Origin of the sequence: Fulvivirga ligni, assembly GCF_021389935.1 — a bacterium.
Lineage (GTDB): Bacteria > Bacteroidota > Bacteroidia > Cytophagales > Cyclobacteriaceae > Fulvivirga > Fulvivirga ligni.
On the sequence record NZ_CP089979.1, the window covers coordinates 2,582,687 to 2,601,947 of the forward strand.

14 protein-coding genes are annotated in these 19,261 nt (G+C 39.2%); 4 read left to right on the forward strand and 10 right to left on the reverse strand.

The window, feature by feature from the left end; translation table 11 throughout:
* Positions 1 to 4: 4 nt before the first annotated feature.
* Positions 5 to 1,519 (reverse strand): Ig-like domain-containing protein, encoded by a 1,515-nt coding sequence (locus LVD16_RS11165; protein ID WP_233774024.1) that lies wholly within the window; start codon positions 1,517 to 1,519, stop codon positions 5 to 7.
* A 366-nt stretch (positions 1,520 to 1,885) separates the two neighbouring features.
* Here LVD16_RS11165 and LVD16_RS11170 point away from each other — a divergent pair, with 366 nt between their 5' ends.
* Together LVD16_RS11170 and LVD16_RS11175 are read left to right on the forward strand one after the other, a co-directional pair.
* Complete coding sequence (locus LVD16_RS11170; RefSeq protein WP_233774025.1) at positions 1,886 to 2,650, forward strand: hypothetical protein; 765 nt, start codon at positions 1,886 to 1,888, stop codon at positions 2,648 to 2,650.
* Positions 2,651 to 2,814: 164 nt separating this feature from the next.
* Positions 2,815 to 3,684 carry a T9SS type A sorting domain-containing protein gene (locus LVD16_RS11175; RefSeq protein WP_233774026.1) on the forward strand — a complete coding sequence of 290 codons (870 nt, stop codon included), beginning with the start codon at positions 2,815 to 2,817 and terminating at the stop codon, positions 3,682 to 3,684.
* Between the two features lie 55 nt (positions 3,685 to 3,739).
* Here LVD16_RS11175 and LVD16_RS11180 read toward each other — a convergent pair whose 3' ends face one another.
* Positions 3,740 to 5,059 carry an acyl-CoA dehydrogenase family protein gene (locus LVD16_RS11180; RefSeq protein ID WP_233774027.1) on the reverse strand — a complete coding sequence of 440 codons (1,320 nt, stop codon included), beginning with the start codon at positions 5,057 to 5,059 and terminating at the stop codon, positions 3,740 to 3,742.
* Between the two features lie 81 nt (positions 5,060 to 5,140).
* Positions 5,141 to 7,822, reverse strand: a complete 2,682-nt coding sequence (locus LVD16_RS11185) for a family 43 glycosylhydrolase (protein ID WP_233774028.1) — start codon at positions 7,820 to 7,822, stop codon at positions 5,141 to 5,143.
* A 128-nt stretch (positions 7,823 to 7,950) separates the two neighbouring features.
* Here LVD16_RS11185 and hutI point away from each other — a divergent pair, with 128 nt between their 5' ends.
* Positions 7,951 to 9,189: an imidazolonepropionase gene (gene hutI, locus LVD16_RS11190; protein ID WP_233774029.1), complete on the forward strand. Its 1,239-nt coding sequence runs from the start codon at positions 7,951 to 7,953 to the stop codon at positions 9,187 to 9,189.
* Here the strand turns inward: hutI and LVD16_RS11195 are convergent, their stop codons facing one another.
* From LVD16_RS11195 to LVD16_RS11215, 5 genes are all read right to left on the reverse strand, one after another.
* A complete protein-coding gene (locus LVD16_RS11195; protein ID WP_233774030.1) occupies positions 9,190 to 9,594 on the reverse strand; it encodes an OsmC family protein in 405 nt (134 codons plus the stop codon).
* A 71-nt stretch (positions 9,595 to 9,665) separates the two neighbouring features.
* Complete coding sequence (locus tag LVD16_RS11200; RefSeq protein ID WP_233774031.1) at positions 9,666 to 10,070, reverse strand: response regulator; 405 nt, start codon at positions 10,068 to 10,070, stop codon at positions 9,666 to 9,668.
* Positions 10,071 to 10,077: 7 nt separating this feature from the next.
* Positions 10,078 to 10,674: an ATP-binding protein gene (locus LVD16_RS11205; RefSeq protein ID WP_233774032.1), complete on the reverse strand. Its 597-nt coding sequence runs from the start codon at positions 10,672 to 10,674 to the stop codon at positions 10,078 to 10,080.
* Positions 10,675 to 10,798: 124 nt separating this feature from the next.
* Positions 10,799 to 12,352 (reverse strand): PAS domain-containing protein, encoded by a 1,554-nt coding sequence (locus tag LVD16_RS11210; protein ID WP_306309404.1) that lies wholly within the window; start codon positions 12,350 to 12,352, stop codon positions 10,799 to 10,801.
* The gene (locus LVD16_RS11215; protein WP_233774034.1) at positions 12,340 to 12,702 is read right to left on the reverse strand and encodes a PAS domain-containing protein; all 363 of its coding nucleotides are present in this window, start codon (positions 12,700 to 12,702) and stop codon (positions 12,340 to 12,342) included. The genes LVD16_RS11210 and LVD16_RS11215 overlap by 13 nt, the downstream gene beginning before the upstream one ends.
* Before the next feature lie 162 nt (positions 12,703 to 12,864).
* Between LVD16_RS11215 and LVD16_RS11220 the strand changes: the two genes are divergently transcribed.
* Positions 12,865 to 13,455, forward strand: coding sequence for an LON peptidase substrate-binding domain-containing protein (locus LVD16_RS11220; protein WP_233774035.1), 591 nt, complete (start codon positions 12,865 to 12,867; stop codon positions 13,453 to 13,455).
* Positions 13,456 to 13,501: 46 nt separating this feature from the next.
* Here the strand turns inward: LVD16_RS11220 and LVD16_RS11225 are convergent, their stop codons facing one another.
* Positions 13,502 to 16,882 carry a methylmalonyl-CoA mutase family protein gene (locus tag LVD16_RS11225; protein ID WP_233774036.1) on the reverse strand — a complete coding sequence of 1,127 codons (3,381 nt, stop codon included), beginning with the start codon at positions 16,880 to 16,882 and terminating at the stop codon, positions 13,502 to 13,504.
* A 61-nt stretch (positions 16,883 to 16,943) separates the two neighbouring features.
* The gene (locus tag LVD16_RS11230) at positions 16,944 to 19,250 is read right to left on the reverse strand and encodes a patatin-like phospholipase family protein (protein WP_233774037.1); all 2,307 of its coding nucleotides are present in this window, start codon (positions 19,248 to 19,250) and stop codon (positions 16,944 to 16,946) included.
* Positions 19,251 to 19,261: the final 11 nt, after the last annotated feature.

Here is a 19,261-nt window from a genome sequence, read left to right on the forward strand (position 1 = left end):
GCTTTTAAAATTTTTTGCGAACTGTCATATGTTTAATAAGGCTTGATTCTATATCTGTGGCTGGATATAGTATTAATGATAGATTTTTATCAGAACTTAACGATTCATAATCTATTAGACTAACCATAAAACTTACAGCATCTCCGTTCTTGAAATTTGTCTCGGTAATTTCAGGATATGAATCGAAAATATCATTGGGTATTTCAGGAAAGTGTATTATTTCTATGGTTTTTGATCTTCTGGACCATGTATAGTTAGTGGTAGTTGATTGACTTATATTATTCGTCCATGCAGACATTATATAGTCATAGTTTCCACTAACTTCAGCAGATATTTCTTCAATATTTGAGCCCGTTATAGAAGCATGTGCGTCTATGTAAGAGAATTTTTCTGGAAGTGAACCGTGGCTTTCATTGGTATATGATACTATATCATTAGTCACTTGTGATGTTGAAATATAACTGTCGAATAAATTAGAAGTGGGTATGTTATATTCAAAGGTCTTAATGTCACTTTGATCATTAAAAGTTTTTGTAAATAAATCTTTTGTTTTAAATATTGTTTGACTATTCTGAATTCCTCGCAATGTAAAGCTTAGTATGTTGAAGGAAGGATCATTTACCTCAAAGTTTTTCGTTGTCATTTCATAATTTAGATCAGACAAAGTAATATCATAATTATTGTCGGCAATTAGATCATTGATCTGAATATAAGCAGGACCTGTTTCAGTTTCTAAGTACAGGTATGCATCTGCGTTTTCTCCATAAATATTGATTGTTAGCGGTTTCGTAAAATCGTCTATAATTAAAGATCTATTTTGCACTAAGATTTTTGCAAAAGAAAACTCTGGAATGTTCGTGAAATTGAGGATAGCATCTCCGGTGTATTCAGGAAACGGATCAATATTTTTACCAATTGTTAATTTTCTTGGGATCATACCATAGTCACTTTCAAGAAATATGTAATTATTACTAATGATAGGCATTAATACCAAGTTGTGCATAGCGAAAGTAGTATCATTAAAATCTAAAGGTCTTTTAATTATTATAGCTTCCCCTGAATTATTAGTTTTTATATAATCAATTAATTCACCTTTGTTGGTCGTCAGTAGAATGTATTGATTGGTTTTCAATGAATTTCCTAGAATGGTTAAATCAATCAAAGTATTATAAATTTTAAAATCCACCTCTTTCGAAGCTACCTGCTCATCTAAATCGTCATAAGAAACCACTTTGATTTTATAATCTCCATCGTCATAATCCTGAGAATTAAAGGTGGCTTCATAAGGCTCAGATGTTACCGTTTCTAGTAATTCTTCGCCCAAATAGAATTCCACTTTTGAAGGGAACTGATTGAAGGTGATATCCGTGGTGATTTTGATCTCATTCCACAAGGTTTGTTCTGCCTCAGGCGAGGTAATATTAATTTGATGATCTGCATCTATTGTCCCTTCATCATCCTTTTTGCAACTGATGATTATTAAGAAAAGGCTGAGAAAGATAAGTTGATGTCGTTTCATGAGTTAAAATATATTTTTTCTTATGTTAATACTACTTTATTTCAAAGGTAACAGGTAGCCTACACGCAACCTATAAAATTCTATTTTTCATTTTTAAGATGGAAGGCGATAAAGGTTATTGTTAATAATTTCAACGCCAACCATGCCTAACTTTATATAATAGAAATTACTTACAATATGGCTATTCGGCTAAATCATTGGATTCTCAAATCGCCTGTTTGATAATCAACGTCATACTTTGACAGATAGAATCTATTAAAATAAGCATTGCACTGAAAAAATACATAGCTGATAGGATAGTAAGAACCCTAGATTTTGCTCCCTAAGAAATGGTTAAATTCAATAACTAACCAAATAGAAAAAGTTATGGAATTAGTTAAAACACCCACAAGATCAGATTATGTCAAAGGCTTGGAATTGGCAAGTCCAAATCGATTAGAGCAACTGCAGCTGAAAGCCGGTCAGTTAAACCTTAGTGAGGAGCCTGACTCTGCGGCAGTTGTAGCTGGAAGCACCATTTCATTTGTATCTGGCGTACCTGCTCAACTGCAGCAAGATGTAATGAATTCAGCTCTGTTAGCGCAGTTGGCCGCAAATAAAGCTTATGACCGTGAAACACAAACGGTAAACTGGTATGATAAGTATAAAGAGGTATTAGAAAATGTTGGATGGATAATCCAGGATTTTAGCTTTAGTAGACAGGAGGCGCATGGCACCACTGTTGAAATGGATAAAGTAGTGCTGGATATTTTAGCTGCTGCCATTTCAGGAAATGAGCTTGCAGTGCTCAAGGCTACAATTGATGCACTCAGAAATGCTGATCCAAATAGCAACCAGATTAAGCTTTTTGAAAATCATGGATCTTCCGGAGAAAGTGGTAATTTCCAAATGTCTACAGCTAGGTTAAATGGTCAAGGGAGTATGGAAATGTCACTGGGGGCATTTTATTTTCATGCTAAAGAAAGTCAAACTAGATTCTTATTCTTTAGTTGGTCTACAAAGGACCTTAATCTCTATGCAGGTTCTCAAACTATAGTGCTGAATGAGGAAATATACGCTACTGTAAGAAATGCTATTACTGAGAAGTTAGGAGACAAGGCTAAAACCTTTGTGGATTCTCTTGATATCTAATCCAAAATGAAATAGAAAAGGTCTCCAATTTGGAGGCCTTTCTATATAATTTAATTTAAAATATATTTTATAATAATTATCATTTTTTTTATATATATTAAATAATGGTTCTGATGAGCCATGAGTACTATACTATGTTCAACCTTCAATAAAACCTAAATCCTATGAAAAAATCAATTTTACTATCAGTTCTATTACTATTTGCCGTGATTTCTTCTTATGGTCAAATTATTAATGTTACAGGCGGTCCTGGTCGTGTAAATAACAATACTGTTATTAAGGGCCAACCGTTTACGGCTACCGTTACGGGGTTGAACGGCACACCACAGAAATGGTCTGTAGGTATTGGTACCATAAACGGCCAATTAATCTACAGCACGTCGAGTACAACCGTTTCTAATGCCATAGTTGACCGTACCTTAACGGGAAATACTGCTCTTATATCAGTTGGTGCAACTAATGGAAGAGGTGTAGCCAGGTATTTAACTGTTCAGGATCCACCTACACCGTGTTTGTCGCAAGTAAGGTTTCTATCAGCAGAAGATTGCTCAATAGTAGCGGCCATTTTAACGCCTGTGCCAGATGGTGCTACAGGTTATAGTTGGACAGTTACACCTTCCATACCTTTTACTAACTATGGAAATTATATACAACTGAGAAATTTAAATCCTTTTAGCACCTACAATGTGTCCATAACGGTTACTGGAGGCACATGTAATGGAGCTACATTTAGGGGAACCTATAGAACAGGAGATTGCAATGGTTTTGAAGAACCATTTGGGCAGGAGGATGAAATGACTTTATTTCCTAACCCAGTAGATAACAAACAGCTTAATGTGTTACTTAATCCGAATTCGGGTAAATATCAAATTGAGGTAATGGATGAGTCTGGGAATATTCTTAAAGGCATACCAATGAGCTCTGAAGATAATATTGCCACATTCGACCTTCAATCACTTAAATCGGGTACCTACTACTTAAAATATATAAGTGGTAGTGGTAAGGAAGAGGTGAAACGTTTTGTATTAGAATGATACTTTAAAACATAATTAAGAAGGTCTCAATCCGCGGGTTGAGACCTTCTTATTATTATAAGAATGAACTGATACCAGTTATATCCCTACCTACAATCAGTGAATTTACTTCCTTGGTTCCTTCATAGGTGTAAATAGCTTCAGCATCGGCAACAAACCTTGCTATGTCATGCTCTAATAATATACCATTGCCTCCGAAAATTTCTCTTGCTTTACCTACAATTTCACGTGTATGGCGGCTGCAGGCTACTTTCGCAAGGGATGCCTGTTCATCGGTCATAGTGCCTTCATCTTGTAATTTAGAAAGGTGGAAAGCCATACTCTGAATAGCTGTGAGGTCAGTGAGCATTTCTACTAACAGATCTTGAATGAGCTGAAAGGCACCGATCGGTTTGCCAAATTGATATCGCTTGTGCGAATAATCAAGAGCCAATTCATAGGCACCGCGGGCACAACCTACTGCCTGCCAGGCAACGCCAGCACGAGTGGCTTTTAATACTTTGGCAGTGTCTTTAAAACTGTGACATTCCTGAAGTCTGTTTTCTTCGGTAATTTCACAATCTGTTAGCGTGATAATGGCATTTTGAACTGTACGAAGGGCCATTTTGTCTTTTTGCTTCTCTGCTTTAAACCCTGGATTATCTTTCTCCACGATAAAGCCATGCACTTTATGATTTTCAACATTCCTTGCCCAGATAATGATCAAGTCAGCAAAGGTGGCATTACCAATCCATTTTTTCTGTCCGTTGAGAATCCACTTATCGCCCACTTTTTTACAGGTAGTTTCCAGCCCTCCGGCTACGGCAGAGCCTACATTAGGTTCGGTGAGTCCAAAGGCGCCTATCTTTTCCATACGCTGCATGGCAGGGAGCCATTTTTGCTTTTGCTCTTCACTGCCACAGAAATAGATACTGCCCATAGCCAGCCCGCTGTGTACTCCAAAAAAGGTGGAAATAGATGTATCAACCCTGGCCATTTCCATGGTAATAAAACCCTCCAAAAGATAGCTTCCTTTTGGGCTGTTGTACCCCTGATAAGTAAGGCCAGAAATATTTAACTCAGCCATTTTCGGGATCAAATGCATAGGGAATTCGGCCTTATTCCAATATTCATTGGCTATCGGCTTCACTTCACTATTCATAAATTCTCTTACCTGAAGTTGCTTTTCTCTTTCTTCTGCTGATAGGAATCGAGCTAATTGATAGTAGTCGCCTTCAATGGCAGGCGGTGTATAAGGCTTTGATTTAGATTTGATTACGCTCATGATCTGGTACAGATCTGTTCTGTCCAGCTTACCTAGCGCCTCGAGCGTTTCTGAGACGTCTATTTCAGAGACAACCTTACCAAACTTGCGTATACTTTTAAATATTGACATGTCATTTAGTTTTGTTATAAAACAGCCCTAAATATACAATGTTCATTAAAGTAGGGTGCCCATCCGGACACCCTTATTTGTTTATTGTTTTACGAATTTTGTAACCACACTTTCTTCGGCTTGTAATAAGTAAATGCCTGGGCTAAGTTCCTCAACATTAACACTGTTATTTTCCACCTTTACTGTTTTTATTAAACGACCATCGGTACTGTATATGTGCAGCGTTGAGTCATTATATTGATCGTCTTTCAACATCAAAACATCATTTACCGGGTTAGGAGAGTGATGCTTCATGGACTCAGTAGTGCCAGCTTTTCGGGCATTATTTGGAGTTCCGTTTACACTGAAATTATTAAAGAATGTTCTGGTGGCATGTGATCTTAATCCCACCCGTCCATTAATAAAAGGATCGTTATCTGTGTGATTGATTACCAATGAGTTATTGACATATATCTGAAAATTATTATCATAAGCTCTCACTGAAATATTATACCATTGCCCTGCACTTAACGCATATGGCGCTGAGGCCAGCTCTTGCCATTCATAGTTTTCTTTGCCTAGCACTATATTGCCAGATTGTATACCAACATAATAGCCTTGGAAGAAGTCTGTGCCTAGCTGAGAATCATTTCCTGCACCGCCGTTTGCAGGATTTTTAACTCTAAACATAATGCCTGCGTTACCAGTGGCAGGGCAGATAATGTCAGCACTTACAGTATAATTATGCCATTCTGAAGATCCCATTACTCTTTTTCCAAAGTCAGGTGAGTAAGCATTTCCGTTCGAAATGGTCCAATCTCCATTGCTATAATTCCATAGGTTATTGTAACCTGAATCGAAATTATCACCTCCGGAAGCACTATTGTTGGTAGACTTTACGAATTCTAAGGTGTAAAAATCAAACTCACCTTCTACTGTTTGAAGTTTGATAATGTGCTCTCCTACAGGTAGGTATAAATTCTTTAGGTTGTGTGTTATCCAATTATTCCAATCGCCAGTGCTGGGTAAAGACGTAACACCTGTCACATCGCTGTTGTCACATTGAATCTTTACTTTGCTGGAAGCGAAGGTGGTTGCATACCTTAATCCTAAATTGTAAAATCCTGATTCTTTTACATTGACCTTATATTCATACCATTCGCCAGTGGCATTCCAGCCAATGTTGAAGCCACCTTCAGGATTTGCCCTTATATCTACGTTGCCGCTTCTATAGCCACCACCGATATTGCCGCCAGAATTGTCATATGCATTGCTGAAATGAACAGCCTGTACTTCACCAGGAATGGGCTTAGGAATATCATAGATGGCGCTACCATTCACAGCATTGTTAAAAGCAATATATCCAAAATCGGCATGATCATTAAAAGTGGTGACACCTATCTTTCCTCCGTTTAATGCTTCGTTTCGGGTGAATTTCAGCATACCGTCTATATACACTTTAAAGACATTGCCACTTTTTTCTACTCTCATGGAGTGCCATTTCTGATAATCATAACCAGCGGGTAGGTTCACAAACTGTTCTCCAGTCCAGCCACCGTTTACTTTAAAGTTTACTTCTATTCTGTTAAGAAAGCTACTCAATACGGCCTGGCCATAGTTGTTTTCATCAGTATAACTGAAGACCACTCCAAACCTTGCGTTATCAGCTCCTCTACCCATTTCTTTCATATTGAACTCAGCTGTATAATCAGAAGCTGTGCTGCTGGAGGAGACTTGTCTAAACCAGCTGGAGCCGGTTCTATTGTCTTGCCATAATAACTCCTGATTGTAGATTCCCCAGTTTCCGCCATTAATATTTTGCCAGTTGTTTCCAATGTTGTTTCTGTCCCAGCGGTCATAGAATGCTGGTAATCTGGGTGCTTGCTGAGACCAATTAGTAGGCCCCAGTACACTGAGCTGATTACCGTTAAAAGCTACTGGATCAATGTTGAGCTTTCTGTTAGGACCTATAATGGAGCTTTGTCCTAAAAGATTGTGATATGCGATATACCATGTGTCCAGATCAGGGCCAATGATATTACAGCTATGCCCCAGGCCGAAGAAGCTACCTTCGCTGTGCAATACAATCGGGTTTTCTTTTTGTCTATTGTATGGGCCTAACGGATCAGTGCTGGTGGAGCAGTACACCCGGTAGCCTTTGCTAAAAACATGATTGCCAGTGTAGATTACATAATAAAGGCCATTTCTTTTGAATATTGTGCTGCCTTCAGTCCAGCCTCTGCTCCTGGCATTGATGTTTACTGCGGCGCCGTTTACGGTAATCATATCGCTCATGGTTGCGGCCTGTATACCGTCGCCACCAGCGTATGAAAAATACTTGGAACCATCATCATCTATGAACACCGAACCGTCAATGGTTCGTCCAAAATTGCCTGTTCTTAAAACAAAAGGTCCGGTAGGAGAGGCACTTGAAAGCACATAATGGCCACGACCAGCCGGTGATGTGTACATGTAGAAAGTGCCATTCCAGTAGTTTACTTCAGGTGCGTAAGCCCCTTTAGTGATAGATTCTGTGGTGACCAAGCCTTCATAATTCCAATTGGTCATATTCCAGCTGCTCCAGCATTTTACGCCCGTCTGATCATCTCTGGTACTGCAGTATAAATAGTATTTACCCCTGAATTTTAACATGTAGGGGTCGCCGATGCCATATTCTCCCCATTCTTGCGGTAGCGTTCGGGGATTAATTACTTGAGAAAATGCTGAGAAGCTTATGAGTACACAAGCCATCAGCAGGATGGTGAGGTGAAGTGTTTTTTTCATAGCGTTTTAGGTTGAGTATATTCTTAAGAGTGACTAAAAATGAAAATCTCACTCATTTTTAACTAAATCTGTGGACACCATCTGCTAAATCATTAGTCATCTAGCACTTAAGACCTTATTTTTGCCTCATGGATATTCTTATTAAAAATATAAAGCAGTTAGTTCAGGTAAGGGAAGAGTCACTGAAATGGGTGGCAGGAGATGATATGGCGAACCTCCCTGTACTTGATAATGCTTTTTTATATATCGAAAATGGTAAAATTGCTGACTATGGCTCAATGGCAGACTTAACCATTAATACCGCAGAAGAAGTAATTGATGCTACCGGAAGATTCGTTTTCCCTTCATTTGTTGACTCTCACACGCACTTGGTGTTTGCAGCCAGCCGAGAAGAAGAGTTTGTAGATAAAATTAAAGGGTTATCCTATCAGGAAATAGCGGCGAAGGGCGGAGGAATTCTTAATTCGGCTAAAAAGCTACAGGCTACTTCGGAAGATGAACTTTTGGAAAGAACGCTCAAAAGAGCCTGGGAAATTATAGGCTTTGGAACTGGTGCAGTAGAGATAAAGAGTGGCTACGGTCTTACGCTAGAAGATGAATTGAAAATGCTCAAAGTGGCCAAAAGGGTAGGGGAGTTAACCCCATTGACGGTGAAAACTACTTTTTTAGGGGCTCATGCTTTTCCAAAAGAGATGAGCCGAGAGGACTATATAAAGCTTATAAAAGATGAAATGATTCCTGCAGTTGCGGAGCAAAAATTAGCTGAATATATTGACGCATTTTGTGAGCAAGGATTCTTCACCGTTGAGGAAACGGAAGATATTATGGAAGTGGGCAAGCGTTATGGATTAATTCCAAAAATTCATGCGAACCAGCTGAGTATCAGTGGAGGTGTACAAGTAGGAGTAAAGACGGGCGCGCTTAGTGTTGATCATTTAGAAGCTATGGGAGAGGCGGAGATTAAGGTGCTACAGGGCTCTGAAGTGATGCCTACTTTGCTTCCGGGTGCAGCATTCTATTTGGGTACTAGCTTTCCTCCCGCTCGGGATATGCTTAATGCAGGTTTACCATTAGCCTTGGCTACAGATTATAACCCAGGAAGTGCTCCTTGTGGTAAGATGGCTTTCATGCTGTCATTAGCATGTATAAAAATGAAAATGACCCCAGAAGAGGCCATTAATGCTGCTACCATTAATACGGCATACGCCATGGATCTATCTGATTCTCATGGAAGTATAACCCGCGGTAAAGTTGCTAACGTATTTATAACCAAAGAGATACCTTCTTATAGTTTTATGCCTTATTCTTTTGGAGGCGATGTAATTGAAGAGGTAGTTCTCAATGGAAAATTAGTTGAAAAGCATTAATTACTGCTTTTCAACTACTTCAGTTTCGAATGTAATGTCCGCTTTCAGTGATGATGCCACTGAGCAATATTTTTCAAGGCTAAGCTTGGTTGCTTTGTAGAGCTCATCATTGTTAGCATCTGGAGATACTAAGGTGAACTTCAGGTGGATATTAGTGAAGTATTTTGGAGCTTCACCATTGCGAGTTCCCTCAGCATCAATAATTAGGTCTACCAAAGTTTTTCTTCGTTTTTTGATTACCAAGGCTATTTCAACGGCAATACATCCGGTCAGTGCAGAAAGTACTAACTGCATGGGAGACTGGTCAGTTTTGCCAGCATCTTTCATGTCTATCTTCACTTTCTGACCTTCTTCAGTAGTGGCTACATATTCGTAGTCCGATATATAATTAGTAGTAATTTTCATTTGCTATAATCTTGTGTTTCGCTGCAAAGATGAGAAATAATTAAGGTTTCAGCCGAAATTATGAGTTTTGTTTATAGGAAATATTTTTGATGAAGATCTTTTACAATCTCTTCGGTAAGTGGTTTTGAGATGTATTCCTTTACTTCCGGATAGCTTTTGGCTCTGTCTATATCTTCTTTATAAACAGATGAGCTAAGCATGCATAAGATGGTTTTTTTAGGAAAATGTTTACTTACACTGCGGTAGTTTTCCAGAAAATCCCAACCACTCATAACGGGCATATTAATGTCCAGAAAAATGAGATCGGGAAACTCGTCACTGTTCAGCTCGGAATGTTTTATGAGGTATTCAATAGCCTTGCTGGCCTGCGGGAAAGTCATAATCTGCTCTGAAACCTCAGCCATTTCTATCACCTTCTTAAATATAAAATTAGCTACACTGTCATCATCTATGATGAGAATGTTCTTCAGTTTCATTCTAACGTTATTTTCTATCACTGTTATTGGTGAAAATGACCTTGAAGGTAGAGCCAACATCTGGGGTGCTGGTTAATTCTATTTTCCCTCCCATGGACTCAATTTGCGATTTTATAATATATAATCCAAGACCTTTACCTTCCTTGTTTTCATGGAAACGCTCGTACATTCCAAAAATCCGTTTGCTGTTCTTCTCCAGATCTATACCCAGACCATTGTCTCTCACCGTCAGGTAGATAGTGCCATTTTCATCTTTATCTGTAGTTATATCGATCTGTAGAGGCTCTTCTTTTCTGTATTTGATGGCATTAGTGAGTAGATTAAGTAATATGCTTTCTAATAACGGCTTTTTATACATCACGGCTTTCACCTTGAAATCTGTATTTATAGTAGCTTCAGCACTTTTTATTTGAGTCTCAATACTATTGTAAACACTTTTATAGACCTCTCCAAAATAGATTTTTTCATCAGCCTGATATTTTTGATCTCTGATGGCCACCAGCTTAATAAGGTCGTTAAGGCTAGAGTTAAGTTGATTGAAAGACTGCTCAATCTTGTCTATCACCACAGGGTTGCCCGGGTCACTCCAGTCATCTTTATTCAAGAATTTGATCAGTGCACCAATATTCACAATAGGACCCCGAAGATTGTGTGAAGTGATATAAGCAAATTGCCTTAACTCATGGTTAGAACTAGTAAGTTCTTCGGTGAGTTTTAGCAGTTCTTTCTCATTTTTTTTTTCTTACTGAAATGTCAGAGATCATGAGTAGAATAGCTGACTCTTCAGCTATGGTGATGATCTCAGCAGAGAGCACCACATCCTTAAAGCTGCCATCACTCACCCTGATTTCTGCTTCATAGTCATAGACTCTTTTGTTTTTGTTGAGTTCACCCACAAAGTCTTTTCTGGAGTGTTCAGTTTTCCAAAAATTAAGGTCTAATGACGTTTTGCCTATAATATCCTCTCTTTCAAGTTTCACCAGATCAGCAAAGCGCTGGTTTACATCTATCAATTCGCCATTTTTTAGATGGCTGATAGTTACAGCAATAGGGCTAATATGGAAGGCAGTGTAGAAACTCTTTAAAGATTGAGCGGCATTCAGCTCATCTTGTTTGGCCTTGGTTACGTCTCTGATGATACTCAGGACCTGGCCAAGCTTATGTTTCACAATCCGTGCTTCGAAATATTTCCTGTCATTATCTAAAATAAGTTCGAACTCAAGGGATTGACCACTATTGGTTTTATATGCTGCGAGGAATTTTTTCTGTAATGTATTAGCTATATTTTTTGGGAAAAGAGCTTCCAAATCTTTACCTACCACTTGAGCCCTCGAAACATTCAAAGATGTGTTTTCAGGTAGCTCAAAATCCAGAAAGGTGCCATCCACCTGATGGGTGAATATCATATCAGGAATAGCTTTAAGCAAGGCTTTGTTCCTAGCTTCACTTTCTTTCAGTGCCACTTCTGCCAATTTGCTTTCAGTGATATCCTGCATGGTGCCCAATAAGGTATTACCGTCTTTACTCAGCTCAGTTCGAACTTGCGTAAAACGTACCACGCCATCAGCTCGCACTATTCTAAATTCGGTCTGTTTCCTAAACTCCTTCTTGTCAATTCCTTTCAGCTTAGTCTCCAGTTTTTTTCTATCACTAGGGTGAACAAAGCTTATGGCTGTTTCAATACTGGGCTTGAACTCTGCGCGCTTTGCTCCGCAGATCTTGAACAGCTGGTCTGACCATAGCATTTCTTTAGTAGTTAGATCCAGCTCCCAGCTGCCGATGTTGGCCACATCTTGTGCATGCAGCAGGTTCATCCTACTTTTATTCAAGTCAGATTCTAATGCCTTTTGGTGACTTACATCTAGCAAGATGCCTTCTACCGATAAAAGCTGTCCATTTTGATCAAAAACACCCTGACCGCGCTCTACAATTTCTTTTATAGTCCCACCTTTGGTCTTTATTCTATAGTTGACCTCAAAAGGCTGCTTCTTTTTTAAACTTCTTTCAATAGTATTCCAAACATATTCCCTGTCTTCTGGTAAGATTAGTTTGGTGAAGTTGGTAGTGCTTTCCTTTTTGAAGTCCTCAGGGCTGTATCCGGTAAGCTCAAGAGAGGCGCTACTTACAAACTGGATGGTCCTGTTCTGATCTCCAGAGCAACTGTAGGCCATACCAGGAATGTTTTCCACGAGAGTACTTAGCTTCTTCTGGCTACTTTTTACCAGTTGCTCGTTTTTCTTCCGATCAGTAATAAACTCTGTAAACAGGATTACACCGCTGATCTCCTTTTTTCATTACGCCAAGGACGAACATCCCATCTTAAATATTCCTTTTCACCATTGGCTTTAACAAACTCATCACTATCATTAAATTCAATGGCTCCTTTTAAAGCTCTCTTGTGCACACTTTTCCAATAGGGTGCCACATCATCAAAAAGATCATAATGATTTTTACCTATGACTTCAGGGATGGTGATGGGTTTTTCCTGCACCCACCAGTCAGCCAGCCATTTTTGGCTACAGGCCACATAGTTCATCTCCTTATCAAACATAGCTACCGCCACCGGTGCATACTGGATGAAATGAAGGAGGTCTGAGTATGATTCAGAGTTGTTGATTGATTGTGAAGTCATTAATTAAGACTCAATTACAATTATGGAGGCATAAGATAATAAATAATCCCAAATAAGAGATAAGTTTTTATGTCATTGTAATCTACATAGTTGTGATCGGTTAAAGTAAAATAAATGCGCGTTATAGCATAACATTAGTATAGCGATCCTGTTCTTAAATAGATGCAGCATTTTTCTGATATACCGGTTTTCCCGTTAGCCATTTTACCATTACCAAACGAGTTAGTACCTCTGCACATTTTTGAACCTCGCTATAAGCAAATGCTGAAAGATGTGGAAGAAAAAGGAGCGTTATTTGGTATTTACTACAGCCATGGTTTGAATAAAGATAGGATGGGAGGGATCATGAAGCTTGAGAGTATTTTAAAAAGATATGAAACGGGCGAGTGTGATATATTAGCCAAGTGCGTAGATACCTTCTTGCTTACCCAATATTATAATAAATGGAAAAAGAAGCTCTACCCAGGGGGTAAAGTTTATCAACTTGATGCCTCGAAGATCGAACCTATGAGTGCTCCATTTGTGGAGAAATTCAAAGCCTATATGGCTCTCAAAAATGTCACCGACATAGATGACGATTTTGATATCCACGATATTGCCAATGAGCTAAATTTAGATATTGGTGACAGGATCAAGTATTTGAAGCTATTGAGCAATATGAAACGCGAGAAGTTTCTTTTGGAGCGCTTGAAGTATCAGAAATTCATTTTGCAGCAGGAGCAAAAACATAAGGACAGCTTTTACCTCAATTAGCCTAAAATAAAAGAAGGCAACCTTTCAGCTGCCTTCTTCATTAATTTTACATATTTCTTCGGTATTCGCCACCCACTTCAAAAAGTGAGGTAGTTATCTCACCCAGGGAGCAATATTTCGAAGCTTCCATAATAGACTCAAAAATATTTTCGTTTTGAATGGCCGCATTCTTAATCAAACCAAGTTGCTTTTGTGATTCATCTGCATAATGGTTGTGTAAGCGTCCGAGCATATCTATCTGGTATTCTTTTTCATCTTTGGTAGCTCTGATCACCTCCTGCGGTATAACCGTAGGAGACCCTTTTGAGCTTAAGAATGTATTCACACCTATGATAGGATATTGTCCTGAATGTTTCAGTGTTTCATAGTGAAGGCTCTCTTCCTGTATCTTACTACGTTGATACATGGTTTCCATCGCACCAAGAACACCACCACGTTCAGTAATTCTATCAAATTCTGTGAGTACCGCTTCTTCTACTAAATCCGTAAGTTCTTCGATAATGAATGAACCCTGTAGTGGATTTTCATTTTTGGCTAGCCCCAATTCTTTGTTAATGATTAACTGAATAGCCATAGCTCGTCTCACAGACTCTTCCGTAGGAGTAGTGATAGCTTCATCATAAGCATTGGTATGCAACGAGTTACAGTTATCATAAATAGCGTATAATGCCTGAAGGGTAGTTCTGATATCATTAAAATCAATCTCCTGAGCGTGCAACGAACGACCTGAAGTTTGAATGTGATATTTTAACATCTGAGATCTGGCATCAGCTCCATATTTTTCTCTCATGGCTTTCGCCCAGATTCTTCTTGCCACTCTACCGATTACCGCATATTCAGGATCAATTCCGTTAGAGAAGAAGAAGGATAGGTTAGGAGCAAACTTATTGATATCCATACATCTGCTCAGATAGTACTCTACATAGGTGAAGCCATTAGCTAATGTGAAGGCTAACTGTGTAATTGGGTTAGCCCCAGCCTCAGCAATGTGATACCCTGAAATGGATACAGAATAGAAGTTTCTTACGTTTTGTTCAATGAAATACTCCTGCACGTCACCCATTAATCTTAAGGCAAATTCAGTAGAGAAAATGCAGGTGTTTTGCGCCTGATCTTCCTTTAAGATGTCTGCCTGAACGGTTCCTCTTACCGTGGCTAAAGTTTTCTGTTTGATGTTCTCATAAACATCAGCAGGTAGCACCTGATCACCAGTTACGCCTAATAGCATTATTCCTAAGCCATCATTGCCTTCAGGTAAATCTCCCTGATAAGTTGGTCTTTCATCTTCACGACCTTTGTAAATGCTCTTTATCTTTGCTTCTACCTCATCTTCGAGTCCATTTTCTTTGATGTATAGCTCGCATTGCTGATCAATGGCGGCATTCATAAAGAACCCTAGAAGCATAGGAGCAGGCCCATTGATAGTCATGGAAACTGACGTTAATGGATCTGCTAGGTTAAATCCAGAGTATAGTTTTTTAGCATCGTCAAGGCAGCAGATGGAAACTCCGGCATTACCAATTTTACCATAGATATCTGGTCGGTAATCCGGGTCGTTACCATATAAGGTTACAGAGTCAAATGCGGTAGAAAGCCTTTTGGCAGGCATATCCTTACTCACATAGTGAAATCTTCTGTTCGTTCTCTCAGGGCCACCTTCACCAGCAAACATTCTAGTTGGGTCTTCACCTTCTCTTTTGAATGGATAAATACCTGCGGTATAAGGAAACTCCCCAGGAACGTTCTCCTGAAGGATCCACTGCAATCTATCTCCCCAACCTTCGTATTTAGGTAAGGCTATCTTTGGTATCTGAGAATGAGATAATGACTCCGTATGTGTTTTTATAGAAATCTCTTTATCTCTTACTTTAAAAGTATATAATTCTTTGCCGTATTTGTCCTTTTTCTCAGACCAGTCATCAAGCACTTTCTGGTTTTTCGGATCGAAGTTAAGGGCCACTTTTTCATAAGATTCCTGTAATCCCTTAATCAAGCGGTCTTTATCTTCGATGTCAGAATCTTTCAGCGTGTCTATCGACTTTTCAATGGCATAGAGCTTTTGGGCTACATCAGCCTGATTTTTAGCCCATTGATCATAGCCACGATTGGTCTCAGCTATTTCTGAAAGGTATCGGGTTCTATGTGGAGGAATAACAAAAATCTTTTCAGACATTTCATCTGTGATTTCGAAAGTAGACTCCAGGCTGGCTCCGGTCTTCTTTACAATCACATCCATTACCTCCTTATAGAGCCTGTTCATGCCAGGATCATTAAATTGAGAAGCGATAGTGCCATAAACAGGGATGTCCTCATCAGGAGTCTCCCAAAGTTGATGGTTGCGCTTATATTGTTTCTTTACATCGCGTAAAGCATCCAAAGAACCTCTCTTATCGAATTTATTAACGGCGATTACATCTGCAAAATCAAGCATATCGATCTTTTCCAGCTGCGTGGCGGCGCCGTATTCAGGCGTCATCACGTATAGACTCACATCAGAGTGGTCAGTGATTTCAGTATCTGATTGGCCGATACCAGAAGTCTCCAGAATAATAAGATCAAAAGTGCTGGCTTTCAATATTTGAATGGCCTCTTTTATATGCTTAGAAAGCGCCAGATTAGATTGTCTGGTAGCTAATGAACGCATGTAAACACGATTGTTCTTGATAGCGTTCATGCGAATTCTATCTCCTAGTAACGCTCCGCCTGTCTTTCTTTTAGACGGATCTACAGAGATAATTGCGATATTTTTATCTTCAAAGTCAATTAAAAACCTTCTTACAAGTTCATCTACTAAAGACGATTTTCCTGCACCACCGGTACCAGTTATACCTAGTACTGGTATTTCTACTTTGTCTGCCAGAGTGTGTACCTCATTCAGGTATTGCTGGTTCTTTTCCGGGAAGTTTTCGGCGGCAGATATTAACTTGGCTATGGCCAATGGAGACCTTTCTGGTAGATGAGCCACCTCACCGTTTAGGGATTCTCCAGTAGGGAAGTCGCACTGCTCTATCATGTCATTGATCATGCCTTGCAGACCCATAGATCTACCATCATCAGGAGAGTAGATGCGGGTTACACCATACTCGTGCAATTCTTTAATTTCTTCAGGGAGGATAACACCGCCACCTCCGCCGAATATCTTGATATGATCTGAACCCTTTTCTTTGAGTAGATCATACATATATTTAAAATACTCTGTGTGACCACCTTGATAAGATGTCATGGCTATGGCCTGAGCATCTTCTTGTATGGCCGTATTTACTACCTCTTCTACACTTCTATCATGCCCTAAATGTATCACTTCACAGCCTGTAGACTGAATGATTCTGCGCATGATATTAATGGCAGCATCATGACCGTCAAAAAGGCTGGCAGCGGTAACGATTCTTATCTTATTCTTGGGCTTGTAAGGCTCTACTTGCTTCATGATGGGTATTTATGTTCAGAAGCCAAAAATAAAGATTAAATAGGGATTATGCTAACAATCATTAGTTAGCCTGTGTGGGCTTGCTTTCTAGCGTCTCCTTTAAGGATTTAAGTGCGTTTTGATTGGATTTTGTCCCCAGAGTGTTGATTAAGCTGGTTTTTTCTCTACTGGTAAGTCGCCAACTCAGTGAGGCTCTCTTGATGTTCTCCATCCTTAAACTGTCAGTTTTAGGGAGGTTTTCTTTCATATATTCCTGTGGAATATATTGAATATCAATTCTCTCTATGCTTCCTGAAAACCAGTTTTTAGCATATTCCACTCTATCGTCATTGGTAATATCCTGCAGACTTTGAAAGTTTTGATATATGCTGCTAATGGGCAGAGAGAATTTCTCGAATAAGGAAAGCTTTTCTTCCTTCTTTATAGGCTCCTCTTTTTCGGAATCTCTAATAGATAGTATTACTACACCTGACGTGTTTTCAGCTATCCAACCTTTAAAGGCATATAGGAATCTTACAGCATCTGATATTCCAAAATTATCTGTAATACCCGCGTCCATAATTTCCATAGGAGGGTAGCTGGGTAATGTAATGTTGGGAGTGATGTATGGGAAGGTGGCACTCATTCTTAAACCACTTAAAAAGCGGAGGCTATCACTACTTTGTTTATTGAAAAACCTTAAAAACTCAATACCATTGATCTTCTCACCATGATAGATGGAGTCATTTACATCCATCATATAGGAAACATGCTGAGGTGAGATGTATAATTTCCGGCCATCGTTTATGATGGTGGGTGCTAAAATCAGCATAGGGATTTGAGCGCTGGTTTCAGCTGCTTTATAAGCAGAAATGGGTTTGTCCAAGACAGAACCTGTATTTCTATTGAGCTGCTGTTCAAAGGCATAGCCCCGATCTTTGGAGTAGTCCTGACCTTTATAATTGAAATCTTGAAAACCTACAAAGGTATCGTTCATGAGCAGGCTGAAGATTACGGCATTGAGGTTGTCGCTACCCAGGCTGTCAAAGTAAACCTTTGAGTATAAATCACATATCTTTTGCTGCTGTTGTCTTAAGTAAAGCTCTCTGTAATAGCTAGCTCCAATAAGCCCACCAGAGGCACCTGTAATCAGCATGGTGTGCTTCATTAGATCTCCGCCAGTGAGACTGTCTGCTTGCTGCAGCGCATGTAATGTCCAGAGAGCAGCACGCTGACCACCGCCGCTAACGCAGAGAAATACCATCTTTGGCTTTTCATCTGCAGGGAATTTTTTGCGCCAGTTATTAAGGATTACTTGTGTTGACTTTTTGTCTTCATCTAAGATCTCTGGTGCCGTAAGCTCATCTATTCTATCCAGATTATAGTTGGCAGGTTTTGCATCATAGTTCAACCCATAGGCCATATAAGTTTGATTAAATATGCCTTCTTTCACTAGTAGATTGATAGAAAGTATCATAATCACTGCTACCGTGCTGGACCAATTACCAAACCAGTAAGCAAATGCACCTGCAAACATCACGAAGATGGTGAGAAATAGCACAAAGCTGGCTGCGGCTGGCAACTGGAAGATCTCGTGATCTCTAAAAATGCCCATAACAAATAATAAGGCCAAGATCAATAACTCAATGATTACCAGATTGAAGTGGTTTTGATCGAACACCTGAAGAATGGTATTTCTGTCATAGAATCCTTGTGCTTCATCGGCTCTTTGAAAATCAAACTTCAAAGACATATAGTGATCCACTCTTATTTGCTTTTTCTTGGCAATATTGAGTTTCTTCATGGCGCTGGCTCGCGTAGCCTTGAAATTTTGCTTCAGCTTTTCATCAACCTTGCATACCACATATTTGAAAATATCCTTATTGGTAAACCAGAAGTAAGAATATAATGCGAGCAACATGATGGCATATCCGCAAATAAGCCCCAGGATATTTATGAAGAGACCATCAAAGGAAACATATTCATTAGATACCTGATATTGAATGATATAGATGACATAAGTGAATAGGAATAGAAAAGGTATCACACTGTTATTCAAGCTGAATACGGTGAAGGGCTTTGAAACTACTCCTATAAATGAAAATCTATGCCCATCATTTATGTAGGTGGTAATGTGGAAAGCTACGCTGAACCCGGAAATAACCACCCCCATTATAAAGAAGCTTGAGAAGCTTACTTTATTCAAATAAACAGGGTCAAGGAATAAATAGGGGATTCCCAGATAGTTGCCGAAGTTGCCAGAAATTATAGAAAATAGGATAAGCCAGCAAAGAAGTAAAACGTAGTTTCTCTTTACATGATTTACCAGTAGCTGTATAGGAAATAGGTAATAAAAATTCTCCCCAATTACTCTTATCCTCTCTATCATTCAGTGAATAT